Raw genomic sequence first — 12456 nt, 5'->3', positions numbered from 1 at the left:
AAAGCCTGCTTTTTAGCAGGCTTTATATACCGTTGACTATTTTCTGAGACGCAGCTTTTCTACCGCATGGTTCCCGCTTTTAGTCATAATCAAACTGGCCCTTTCACGTGTAGGAAGAATATTTTCCTTAAGGTTCAACCAGTTAATTTCTTTCCACAACGCGCCGGCAATGTTCACAGCCTCGTCCTCAGGCAACTGAGCATAGTGGTGAAAATAAGAGTTGGGATCGGTAAAAGCGCCCTGACGAAATTTCAGAAAACGATTCACATACCAGCGCTGTAATAGATCTTCTTCCGCATCTACGTAGATTGAAAAATCCACAAAATCAGAGACAAAAACATGATGCGGATCGTGAGGATAATCCATGCCACTCTGCAGCACATTTAATCCTTCCAGAATCAGAATGTCAGGTTGCTTAACCACCTTGTCACCATCCGGAATCACATCATAAATTAAATGGGAATAGACGGGAGCCGTGACCTGGCTGGCCCCTGACTTAAGGTCAGAAACAAATTTAACCAGCCGATGCATATCATAGGATTGAGGAAAGCCTTTTTTCTTCATTAAGCCGCGTTCTTTAAGCACAGCGTTGGGATGAAGAAAACCATCTGTCGTAATGAGCTCAACCTTACGGTGTCCGGGCCAGCGGCTCAGAAGCGCCTGTAAAACACGGGCGGTAGTACTTTTGCCAACCGCGACGCTGCCTGCAATGCTGATGATATAGGGAATTTTTTGCCCATTCGTTCCCAGAAACTGTTCCAGCACGGCCTGGCGGCGGACATTTGAACTGATATAGAAATTAAGTAAACGTGAGAGTGGCAGATAGATTTCTGCCACTTCTTCAATTGAAAGATCTTCATTGATCCCTTTCAATTGGGCGATCTCATCCTCTGACAGCGTCATGGGAACCGAGTCGCGTAATGCCGCCCACTGTTCACGTGTGAACTGTAAATAAGGCGTGGTGAGTGATGTCGTTTTATCCATAAGTATACATTTGACTGCAGATTCAAACCGATCTGTACATTTTGCCGATCACTATCCGGGTAGTGTAGAGAAATGAATTGCCGGTCACAGGGTTATTAACGAGAACAATGGGCTGGAGGGTATCACCAGTATAGCTTTTAAAAGAAGTAAAAAATAAACAGTAAACTGCTTTCGCAAGGCTCACCGCAGATTTTGATAAATCTTCAATGTAGGGGCTTGAAATCTTTAATCGTTATGCTTTTTTATCCTCGTTGAGGCATCAGCCACTTCTTAAGTAAAAATGGCAGTAACCGTCATTACGTCTGGATAGCCATATATTGAGGATATGCCGCACATTGACATCGGGTCTTGTTGACATAATTAGCACCTATGTTGATACCACAGTGCAGTAGTCGTACTCAGCATGCTGTCTGAAAGCTGCACCAGGCACATAAACCATGTGCTGCCACGTCTTCTCTGGCGATAAGACTTCCCCGCTGGAGGTGGTCCCCGCTTCCCCTGTCGCCTGTGAAGCCCTTACAGGCTATCAGAACGCTGCACCGGGCACGTACGCTATGGACTGCCACGTTTTCTCTGGCGTTAAGCGCATTGACGCTGTATATGGTCTCTGCTTCCCCTGTCGCGCTGTACACGCCCCATCAGGCTGTCAGAAAGCTGCACCAGGTACATAAACGATGTGCTGCCACGTCTTACTCTGGCGTCAAGCGCATTCCCGCTGCCTGTGGTCTCTGCTTCCCCTGTCGCGCTGTGCACCCTCATCAGGCTGTATGAAAGCGACACCAGACACATACATCATGGGCTTACAGTTTAAGCCTATCCCCGCTGGGTTGTTGTCTCAGCGGCTCCTGTCACGCCAGTTTGTCCACACAGGCTCTCTGTCAGCTGCCATGATGCGTCAGGCACATGCACAGGAGCTTTCTCTATAACGTTAAGCACATCCTCGCGACTTGTGTCTTGGCATCTCCTGTCGCGCTAAGCATGTTCACACAGGCTTATTATCTGTCACTGTAGGATTACGGGTTGTCTCCCACCTTCCTCTGTCACATCACACTTCCCCGAAGGAGCGGTCTGCATCTCTCCATCTAAGGCGGATCATCATGACAAGCAGTGATCGGTAAGGTTTTTTAGGGGTGCAGCTCGTGCTGAGGCTTGTGTGACCGTACGATTTAAATTGAAGCGCGGTTTAGTCGGTTGAAAACTGAGCAGTTAATACACTTTTTTGCTGAGTAAGCCAAAAAACGTGATGCAGCCGGACAAATAAAGGGGCAATACCCTGCAGGGCGCAAAAAGGCCAGGGCGAGAGTGAAGAGAAATTTTGACCAGTAATTGGGTGTTATTTCTGCAGATCGGGGATAAATTGCGATGCTTTGCACAAATAGTAAGCGATAGAACAAAAACAGTGATTTTTTTGTTGCATCCTTCTGCCGACCTTCCTAGAATGCGCGTCACTTGATGCCGGCTTAGCTCAGTTGGTAGAGCAACTGACTTGTAATCAGTAGGTCACCAGTTCGATTCCGGTAGCCGGCACCATCAAGTAGGTGGGATTCCCGAGCGGCCAAAGGGAGCAGACTGTAAATCTGCCGTCACAGACTTCGAAGGTTCGAATCCTTCTCCCACCACCATCTCAACCCCCGGGTTGAGAAACAGATAAACAACCTGTTTGTCTGGCAGGTGAGTCACTTCTTCTCACCCTGAATTCAGATTGGGTGTAAGCTCAGTCAAAGCCAGTCAGCTCCGCTGACAGGCGAAGAATAATAGGGGACTTCCCCTGTTATTCACAAGCTACAGAAAGAACAGGTAGCCGAGTTCCAGGATGCGGGCATCGTATAATGGCTATTACCTCAGCCTTCCAAGCTGATGATGCGGGTTCGATTCCCGCTGCCCGCTCCAGATGTGCTGATATGGCTCAGTTGGTAGAGCGCACCCTTGGTAAGGGTGAGGTCCCCAGTTCGACTCTGGGTATCAGCACCACTTCCTTTATCTCCCTCCTGATTTTTCTCTGTAACTCCTTGCAGTCAGGCAATGCCTGGTTAATGTGACTATATCTTTGATATATCCGTGTCTTAGAGGGACTAGCGATGGCTAAAGAGCAATTTCAACGTAACAAACTGCACGTAAACGTGGGAACCATCGGTCACGTTGACCACGGTAAAACCACCCTGACTGCAGCTATCACCACCGTTCTGGCTAAAACCAACGGTGGTCAGGCGCGTGCGTTCGACCAGATCGACAGCACCCCGGAAGAAAAAGCACGTGGTATCACCATCAACACTGCACACGTTGAGTATGAAACCCCGTCTCGCCACTATGCGCACGTTGACTGCCCAGGCCACGCCGACTATGTGAAAAACATGATCACCGGTGCTGCGCAGATGGACGGCGCGATCCTGGTTGTTGCTGCGACTGACGGCCCAATGCCGCAGACCCGTGAGCACATCCTGCTGGGTCGTCAGGTAGGCGTTCCTTACATCATCGTGTTCCTGAACAAGTGTGACATGGTTGATGACGAAGAGCTGCTGGAACTGGTTGAAATGGAAGTCCGTGACCTGCTGTCACAGTACGACTTCCCGGGCGACGATACTCCAATCGTTCGCGGTTCAGCTCTGAAAGCGCTGGAAGGCAACCCAGAGTGGGAAGAGAAAATCGTTGAGCTGGCTGGTCACCTGGATAACTACATCCCGGACCCGGTACGTGCAATCGATATGCCATTCCTGCTGCCAATCGAAGACGTATTCTCAATCTCTGGTCGTGGTACCGTTGTGACCGGTCGTGTAGAGCGCGGCATCGTTAAAGTCGGCGACGAAGTTGAAATCGTGGGTATCAAAGATACAGCGAAATCAACCTGTACCGGCGTTGAAATGTTCCGCAAACTGCTGGACCAGGGTCAGGCAGGCGAAAACTGTGGTGTTCTGCTGCGCGGTATCAAGCGTGAAGACATCCAGCGTGGTCAGGTACTGGCTAAGCCGGGCTCAATCAAGCCACACACCAAGTTTGAGTCAGAAGTCTACGTTCTGTCTAAAGACGAAGGTGGCCGCCATACTCCGTTCTTCAAGGGCTACCGTCCACAGTTCTACTTCCGTACCACAGACGTGACCGGTTCAGTAGAGCTGCCAGAAGGCGTTGAGATGGTCATGCCGGGCGACAACATCAAAATGGTTGTTACCCTGATTCACCCAATCGCAATGGACGAAGGTCTGCGCTTCGCAATCCGCGAAGGTGGCCGTACCGTTGGCGCGGGCGTTGTTGCCAAAGTTATCGCTTAATTACCGATAATATTTGACGCAATGCACGTGGAAAGGGCATCATTTGATGCCCTTTTTGTACGCTGTTACATAGAACCTGACTCATCAGTGATTGTGAACCATAATCATTGCTGAGACAGGCTCTGTTATGTGGCGCTGGATACCGAGTTACGCCCCAAAAGCTCATTCGGTTTGGATGCCTCGCAATGCGGGGCAGAATAGTTTCTGAATTATTGTGGCAGGTTGGTTTATGAGTGCGAATACCGAAGCTCAAGGGAGCGGGCGCGGCCTCGAAGCGCTGAAGTGGGTAGTGGTAGTCTTATTACTGCTTGCGGCGATCGTAGGTAACTACCTCTATCGCGATGTGACGCTGCCTTTGCGCGCGTTGGCTGTAGTAGTACTGATTGCGGCAGCAGGCGGCATTGCGCTTTTGACGACGAAAGGCAAAGCAACCGTGGCCTTTGCACGTGAAGCAAGAACCGAAATGCGTAAAGTTATCTGGCCAACCCGCCAGGAAACACTGCATACCACGTTAATCGTTGCCGCGGTTACTGCCGTGATGTCACTGATTTTGTGGGGGCTGGATGGTATTCTGGTCCGTCTGGTATCGTTTATCACTGGCCTGAGGTTCTGAGATGTCTGAAGCTCCAAAGAAACGCTGGTACGTCGTGCAGGCGTTTTCCGGTTTTGAAGGCCGCGTAGCACAGTCGCTGCGTGAGCACATCAAATTGCACAACATGGAAGAGCTGTTTGGCGACGTCATGGTTCCTACAGAAGAAGTTGTTGAGATCCGTGGTGGTCAACGCCGTAAAAGCGAGCGCAAATTCTTCCCCGGCTACGTATTGGTACAGATGGTAATGAATGACGCCAGCTGGCACCTGGTACGCAGCGTTCCGCGCGTTATGGGCTTTATTGGCGGTACATCCGATCGCCCGGCGCCTATTAGCGATAAAGAAGTTGATGCGATTATGAACCGCCTGCAGCAGGTGGGTGATAAGCCGCGTCCAAAAACACTGTTCGAGCCAGGCGAAATGGTACGTGTCAACGATGGTCCATTTGCCGACTTTAACGGTGTGGTAGAAGATGTGGATTATGAGAAGAGTCGTTTGACCGTTTCTGTGTCCATCTTCGGACGTGCAACACCAGTAGAACTCGACTTCGGTCAGGTAGAGAAAGGCTAACCTTTCCCGACTTACAATTTGGCTGTTGCAGCAGGCGCGAAATTTAACTATAATTTCGCGCCTTTTGTTTTTATGCGCTGGCAACAGCGTATAAATCGTTACCACGGGGAGCCTTCTACAGGCGCTATAACCCAATTGAGGAATTATCATGGCTAAGAAAGTACAAGCCTACGTCAAGCTGCAGGTTGCAGCTGGTATGGCGAACCCAAGTCCACCGGTTGGTCCAGCTCTGGGTCAGCAGGGTGTTAACATCATGGAATTCTGTAAAGCGTTTAACGCGAAGACCGAATCTCTGGAAAAAGGTCTGCCAACACCTGTTGTTATCACCGTATACAGCGACCGTTCTTTTACCTTTATTACCAAAACGCCTCCGGCTGCCGTTCTGCTGAAAAAAGCAGCAGGCATCAAGTCAGGTTCTGGTAAGCCGAATAAAGATAAAGTCGGTAAAGTGACTCGTGCTCAGGTACGTGAAATCGCAGAAACTAAAGCTGCGGACATGACGGGTTCCGACGTTGAAGCGATGACTCGCTCAATCGAAGGTACTGCTCGTTCCATGGGCCTGGTTGTAGAGGACTAAGAAATGGCAAAGCTGACCAAGCGCATGAGCGTAATTCGCGACAAAGTTGACGCGACCAAGCAGTACGATATTGCTGAAGCAATCGCTTTACTGAAAGAACTGGCTACCGCTAAGTTCGTAGAAAGCGTTGACGTTGCCGTTAACCTCGGCATCGATGCACGTAAATCTGATCAGAACGTGCGCGGCGCGACTGTTCTGCCACACGGTACTGGTCGTTCAGTACGTGTAGCTGTCTTCACCCAAGGCGCAAACGCTGAAGCTGCTAAAGCAGCTGGCGCTGAGCTGGTAGGTATGGAAGACCTGGCCGATCAGATCAAGAAAGGCGAAATGAATTTTGACGTTGTGATTGCATCTCCAGATGCAATGCGCGTTGTTGGCCAGTTAGGCCAGATTCTGGGTCCACGTGGCCTGATGCCAAACCCGAAAGTGGGTACTGTAACGCCTAACGTTGCTGAAGCGGTTAAGAACGCTAAAGCAGGTCAGGTTCGTTATCGTAACGACAAAAACGGCATCATCCACACTACCATCGGTAAAGTGGACTTCGATGCTGACAAATTGAAAGAAAACCTGGAATCTCTGCTGGTTGCGCTGAAAAAAGCCAAACCTGCTCAGGCGAAAGGCGTGTACATCAAGAAAGTTAGCATCTCTACCACCATGGGCGCGGGCGTTTCCGTTGACCAGGCTGGTCTGACTGCCGTAGCAAACTAATTGCTACTTGAAACGGGCGAAAAATTCACCTAGAATCTTACGCCCGTTGTTCTGCATTCGTGCAGACGTCGAAGTGCGTGATTCAGATTGCGGTAAGACGGTGGCTGAGTCGGCTACCCGGAGCATGGTCAACTGTGCAACGGAAGCGGATAAAGACAGTCGGCGCAATAGCAATTTGAGTGGCGGCACGCGACCCAAATTTTAGGTTGGAGCCAGGCCTTATCCTGGCCTCCGTCCAAGACCGCAGGAGCGGCACATCCTCGGATGTAATGCTTAATACCCTGCGTAGACGGTGACAGAACCAAAAGATATTTTTCTTAACTGGATTCTGCTCACCGTGTAATAGCGCTTATTTTCCTCCGGGCGAGTAAGTGAAGTGAGTTCCGGGGAAATCCTTCCCCGGTCAAATCCAGGAGCTAAAGCTAATGGCATTAAATCTTCAAGACAAACAAGCGATTGTTGCTGAAGTCAGCGAAGTAGCCAAAGGTGCGCTTTCAGCGGTTGTTGCGGATTCTCGTGGCGTTACCGTTGATAAAATGACCGAACTGCGTAAAGCAGGTCGTGAAGCTGGCGTTTACATGCGTGTTGTTCGTAACACCCTGCTGCGCCGCGTCGTTGAAGGTACTCAGTTCGAGTGCCTGAAAGACACGTTTGTTGGTCCGACCCTGATTGCATATTCTATGGAACACCCGGGCGCTGCTGCTCGTCTGTTCAAAGATTTCGCGAAAGCGAATGCAAAATTCGAGGTCAAAGCTGCAGCCTTTGAAGGTGAGCTGATCACGGCGGCCAATATTGACCGTCTGGCAACTCTGCCGACCTACGAAGAAGCACTGGCACGTCTGATGTCGACCATGAAAGAAGCCGCTGCCGGCAAACTGGTTCGCACTCTGGCTGCTGTTCGCGATGCAAAAGAAGCGGCTTAAGGCCTCTCTTTTCTTCGTACTTGCTAACGTATAAACTTTTTCTGATTCTTAGGAACAATTGTTATGTCTATTACTAAAGACCAAATTCTGGAAGCCGTTGCCGCTATGTCCGTAATGGAAGTAGTTGAGCTGGTTTCTGCTATGGAAGAAAAATTCGGCGTTTCTGCTGCTGCTGCTGTAGCTGTTGCTGCTGGCCCAGCTGAAGCTGTTGAAGAGAAAACTGAATTCGACGTCGTTCTGAAAGCTGTTGGCGCGAACAAAGTTGCAGTTATCAAAGCCGTACGTACCGCAACTGGTCTGGGCCTGAAAGAAGCCAAAGATCTGGTTGAAGCAACTGGCGTGATCAAAGAAGGCATCAGCAAAGATGACGCAGCTGCACTTGAAGCTGCTCTGAAAGAAGCTGGCGCTGAAGTTGAAGTTAAGTAAGACAACCCTCGGGTTGCAGTCTGAGTAGTTTCAGACTGATGGCTGGTGGCTTTTTGGTCACCAGCCTTTTTGCGCTCCAGGGCCTCAATGGGGTTTCACACTGTTTGTCCATTGTTGCTCTTCAATATCTTTCTCTATCGACGACTTAATATACTGCTTTCCCGTGCGGGTTCCCTGCCCACGCTGAAGCAATGAAATGATTTAAGCGTGATAGAAAGAGGTATTGCACACACTGCAAAGCAGTAGGTGAATCAAACAAAATCGTGTTGCATGAACTGTCCTGTCAGGACGGACAGCGTGGGTCGACTTGTCAGCTAGCTGAGGAACCCTATGGTTTACTCCTATACCGAGAAAAAACGTATTCGTAAGGATTTTGGTAAACGTCCACAAGTTTTGGACATACCTTATCTCCTTTCCATCCAGCTTGATTCGTTTCAGAAGTTTATCGAGCAAGATCCAGAAGGTCAGTACGGACTGGAAGCTGCATTCCGCTCTGTATTCCCTATCGCGAGCTACAGCGGCAATTCTGAGTTGCAGTATGTCAGCTATCGCTTAGGTGAACCTGTCTTTGACGTGAAAGAGTGTCAGATCCGTGGCGTGACCTACTCGGCACCGCTGCGCGTGAAACTGCGTCTGGTGATCTATGAGCGCGAAGCGCCAGAAGGCACTGTAAAAGACATTAAAGAACAAGAAGTCTACATGGGTGAAATTCCGCTCATGACTGACAACGGTACCTTTGTTATCAACGGTACTGAACGTGTTATCGTTTCTCAGCTGCATCGTAGTCCTGGCGTGTTCTTTGACAGCGATAAGGGTAAAACCCACTCATCGGGTAAAGTGCTGTATAACGCACGTATCATCCCTTACCGTGGTTCATGGCTCGACTTCGAGTTTGACCCGAAAGACAACCTCTTCGTCCGTATTGACCGTCGTCGTAAGCTGCCGGCCAGTATCATTCTGCGCGCACTGCATTACACCACTGCTCAAATCCTCGACGTCTTCTTCGAGAAAGTGGTGTACGAAATCCGTGACAACAAGCTGCAGATGGAACTGGTGCCAGAGCGCCTGCGCGGTGAAACCGCGACTTTCGATATTGAATCGAATGGCACGGTCTACGTTGAGAAAGGGCGTCGCATCACTGCGCGTCATATTCGTCAGCTGGAAAAAGACGCTATCCAACACATCGAAGTGCCTGTTGAATACATCGCGGGCAAAGTGGTTGCTAAAGACTACATCGATGAGAACACCGGTGAGCTGATCGTCGCGGCGAATATGGAACTGTCGCTGGATCTGCTGGCGAAGCTGAGCCAGTCTGGTCACAAGCGCATTGAAACGCTGTTCACCAACGATCTGGATCACGGCCCTTACATCTCCGAGACGCTGCGCGTTGACCCAACCAATGACCGCCTGAGCGCGCTGGTTGAGATCTACCGCATGATGCGTCCTGGTGAGCCGCCAACGCGTGAAGCTGCAGAGAACCTGTTTGAGAACCTGTTCTTCTCTGAAGATCGTTACGATCTTTCTGCAGTCGGCCGCATGAAGTTTAACCGTTCGTTGCTGCGTGATGAAATCGAAGGTTCAGGTATCCTGAGCAAAGAAGACATCATTGAAGTGATGAAAAAACTGATCGACATCCGTAACGGTAAAGGCGAAGTGGACGATATCGACCACCTCGGTAACCGTCGTATTCGTTCAGTCGGTGAAATGGCTGAGAACCAGTTCCGTGTCGGTCTGGTACGTGTTGAGCGTGCAGTGAAAGAGCGTCTTTCTCTGGGCGATCTCGATACGCTGATGCCACAGGACATGATCAACGCCAAGCCAATTTCGGCGGCGGTGAAAGAGTTCTTTGGTTCCAGCCAGCTGTCTCAGTTTATGGATCAGAACAACCCGTTGTCAGAGATTACGCACAAGCGTCGTATCTCTGCTCTCGGCCCGGGTGGTTTAACCCGTGAGCGTGCCGGCTTCGAAGTGCGTGACGTACACCCAACGCACTACGGTCGTGTCTGCCCAATCGAAACCCCTGAAGGTCCGAACATCGGTCTGATCAACTCCTTGTCTGTGTACGCGCAGACGAACGAGTACGGTTTCCTGGAAACGCCTTATCGTCGCGTTATTGACGGTGTGGTTTCCGATGAAATTCATTACCTTTCTGCAATCGAAGAAGGTAACTACGTTATCGCTCAGGCGAACACCAATCTGTCAGAAGAAGGTGCGTTCGTTGATGACCTGGTCACCTGCCGTAGCAAAGGCGAATCAAGTCTGTTCAGCCGCGATCAGGTTGACTACATGGACGTTTCCACCCAGCAGGTGGTTTCTGTCGGTGCGTCACTGATCCCGTTCCTGGAACACGATGACGCCAACCGCGCCCTGATGGGTGCGAACATGCAACGTCAGGCCGTTCCTACTCTGCGTGCTGATAAGCCGCTGGTAGGTACCGGTATGGAGCGTGCTGTAGCCGTTGACTCAGGTGTTACCGCGGTTGCGAAACGTGGCGGTACCGTTCAGTACGTTGATGCATCTCGTATCGTTATCAAAGTAAACGAAGACGAAATGTATCCGGGCGAAGCGGGTATCGACATCTACAACCTGACCAAATACACCCGTTCTAACCAGAACACCTGTATCAACCAGATGCCATGTGTGTCTCTGGGTGAGCCAGTTGAACGTGGTGATGTGCTGGCTGACGGCCCATCCACCGATCTCGGTGAGCTGGCGCTCGGTCAGAACATGCGCGTCGCGTTCATGCCGTGGAATGGTTACAACTTCGAAGACTCCATCTTAGTCTCCGAACGCGTGGTTCAGGAAGATCGCTTCACTACCATCCACATTCAGGAACTGGCATGTGTGTCTCGTGACACCAAGCTGGGGCCAGAAGAGATTACCGCTGATATCCCGAACGTGGGCGAAGCTGCACTCTCTAAACTGGATGAGTCCGGTATTGTTTACATCGGTGCTGAAGTGACCGGCGGTGACATTCTGGTGGGCAAAGTGACGCCGAAAGGCGAAACCCAGCTGACACCAGAAGAAAAACTGTTGCGTGCGATCTTCGGTGAAAAAGCGTCTGACGTTAAAGATTCTTCTCTGCGTGTACCTAACGGTGTTTCCGGTACGGTTATCGACGTTCAGGTCTTCACCCGCGATGGCGTGGAAAAAGACAAACGTGCGCTGGAAATCGAAGAGATGCAGCTGAAGCAGGCTAAGAAAGACCTGTCTGAAGAGCTGCAGATCCTGGAAGCGGGCCTGTTTAGCCGTATCCAGTCTGTTCTGATTTCGGGTGGCGTTGAAGCAGACAAACTGGACAAGCTGCCGCGTGAGCGTTGGCTGGAACTGGGTCTGACTGACGAAGCCAAGCAAAACCAGCTGGAACAGCTGGCCGAGCAGTACGACGAACTGAAGCATGAGTTTGAGAAAAAACTCGAAGGCAAGCGTCGTAAAATCACACAAGGCGATGATCTGGCACCTGGCGTGCTGAAAATCGTTAAGGTTTATCTGGCCGTTAAACGTCAGATCCAGCCTGGTGATAAAATGGCGGGTCGTCACGGTAACAAAGGTGTTATCTCTAAGATCAACCCAATCGAAGACATGCCTTACGATGAGAACGGTACGCCGGTCGATATCGTACTGAACCCGCTGGGCGTACCATCGCGTATGAACATCGGTCAGATCCTTGAGACTCACCTGGGGATGGCAGCGAAAGGTATCGGCGAGAAAATCAACGCGATGCTGAAGAAGCAGGAAGAAGTCGCCAAACTGCGCGAATTCATCCAGCGTGCTTACGATCTGGGCACTGATGTGCGTCAGAAAGTTGACCTGAATACCTTTACTGATGACGAAGTCCTGCGCCTGGCTGAGAACCTGAAAAAAGGTATGCCAATTGCCACGCCGGTGTTTGATGGTGCGAAAGAGAGCGAAATCAAAGAGCTGTTAGAGCTTGGCGGTCTGCCTTCTTCCGGTCAGATTACTCTGTTTGATGGCCGTACGGGCGAGCAGTTCGAACGTCAGGTAACCGTGGGTTATATGTACATGCTGAAACTCAACCACCTGGTTGATGACAAGATGCACGCACGTTCTACCGGTTCCTATAGCCTCGTTACTCAGCAGCCGCTGGGTGGTAAGGCACAGTTCGGTGGTCAGCGCTTCGGTGAGATGGAAGTATGGGCGCTGGAAGCTTATGGTGCTGCGTATACCCTCCAGGAAATGCTTACCGTTAAGTCTGATGACGTTAATGGCCGTACCAAGATGTATAAGAACATCGTGGATGGCAACCATCAGATGGAACCTGGCATGCCTGAATCGTTCAACGTACTGTTGAAAGAGATTCGTTCGCTGGGTATCAACATCGAGCTGGAAGACGAGTAACCCTCAGTAACAGGCCTGGCCTGGAAGCGCAGGGTTAACGCGCTCGCATTTGTACT

General features: G+C 50.6%; 9 protein-coding genes and 4 tRNA genes. 12 read left to right on the top strand and 1 reads right to left on the bottom strand.

Translation table 11 applies throughout. The annotated features are described in order from the left end of the window. Positions 1-36: 36 nt before the first annotated feature. Positions 37-984, bottom strand: a complete 948-nt coding sequence (coaA, locus tag QNH99_RS20695; protein WP_063877939.1) for a type I pantothenate kinase — start codon at positions 982-984, stop codon at positions 37-39. A gap of 1454 nt (positions 985-2438) precedes the next feature. Here coaA and QNH99_RS20690 point away from each other — a divergent pair. The 12 genes from QNH99_RS20690 to rpoB all read left to right on the top strand — a co-directional run bounded on the left by QNH99_RS20690 (position 2439) and on the right by rpoB (position 12400). Continuing rightward, positions 2439-2514, top strand: a tRNA-Thr gene (locus tag QNH99_RS20690). 7 nt (positions 2515-2521) lie between these two features. Next, positions 2522-2606: transfer RNA gene (locus QNH99_RS20685), tRNA-Tyr, on the top strand. 193 nt (positions 2607-2799) lie between these two features. After that, positions 2800-2874, top strand: a tRNA-Gly gene (locus QNH99_RS20680). A 5-nt stretch (positions 2875-2879) separates the two neighbouring features. Continuing rightward, positions 2880-2955 (top strand) — tRNA-Thr (locus QNH99_RS20675). Between the two features lie 107 nt (positions 2956-3062). Next, positions 3063-4247, top strand: coding sequence for an elongation factor Tu (gene tuf, locus QNH99_RS20670; RefSeq protein WP_013027471.1), 1185 nt, complete (start codon positions 3063-3065; stop codon positions 4245-4247). Between the two features lie 229 nt (positions 4248-4476). Then, positions 4477-4860, top strand: coding sequence for a preprotein translocase subunit SecE (secE, locus tag QNH99_RS20665; RefSeq protein ID WP_014606967.1), 384 nt, complete (start codon positions 4477-4479; stop codon positions 4858-4860). 1 nt (position 4861) lies between these two features. After that, a complete protein-coding gene (gene nusG, locus QNH99_RS20660; protein WP_003848088.1) occupies positions 4862-5407 on the top strand; it encodes a transcription termination/antitermination protein NusG in 546 nt (181 codons plus the stop codon). 148 nt (positions 5408-5555) lie between these two features. Then, positions 5556-5984, top strand: coding sequence for a 50S ribosomal protein L11 (gene rplK, locus QNH99_RS20655; RefSeq protein ID WP_006121495.1), 429 nt, complete (start codon positions 5556-5558; stop codon positions 5982-5984). A 3-nt stretch (positions 5985-5987) separates the two neighbouring features. Next, the gene (gene rplA / locus QNH99_RS20650) at positions 5988-6692 is read left to right on the top strand and encodes a 50S ribosomal protein L1 (protein WP_063877940.1); all 705 of its coding nucleotides are present in this window, start codon (positions 5988-5990) and stop codon (positions 6690-6692) included. Positions 6693-7117: 425 nt separating this feature from the next. Further along, positions 7118-7615, top strand: coding sequence for a 50S ribosomal protein L10 (rplJ, locus tag QNH99_RS20645; RefSeq protein WP_003848098.1), 498 nt, complete (start codon positions 7118-7120; stop codon positions 7613-7615). Between the two features lie 63 nt (positions 7616-7678). Beyond that, the gene (gene rplL / locus QNH99_RS20640; protein ID WP_009092660.1) at positions 7679-8041 is read left to right on the top strand and encodes a 50S ribosomal protein L7/L12; all 363 of its coding nucleotides are present in this window, start codon (positions 7679-7681) and stop codon (positions 8039-8041) included. 330 nt (positions 8042-8371) lie between these two features. Next, on the top strand, positions 8372-12400 hold the full coding sequence (gene rpoB, locus QNH99_RS20635; protein WP_063877941.1) for a DNA-directed RNA polymerase subunit beta: 4029 nt from the start codon (positions 8372-8374) through the stop codon (positions 12398-12400). The last annotated feature ends 56 nt before the right edge of the window (positions 12401-12456 follow it).

Origin of the sequence: Pantoea allii (assembly GCF_046529425.1) — a bacterium.
In the GTDB taxonomy this organism is placed as follows: Bacteria; Pseudomonadota; Gammaproteobacteria; order Enterobacterales; family Enterobacteriaceae; genus Pantoea; species Pantoea allii.
The sequence above is the reverse complement of the archived record's forward strand: the minus strand, read 5'-3'. Positions and strand labels throughout refer to the sequence as shown.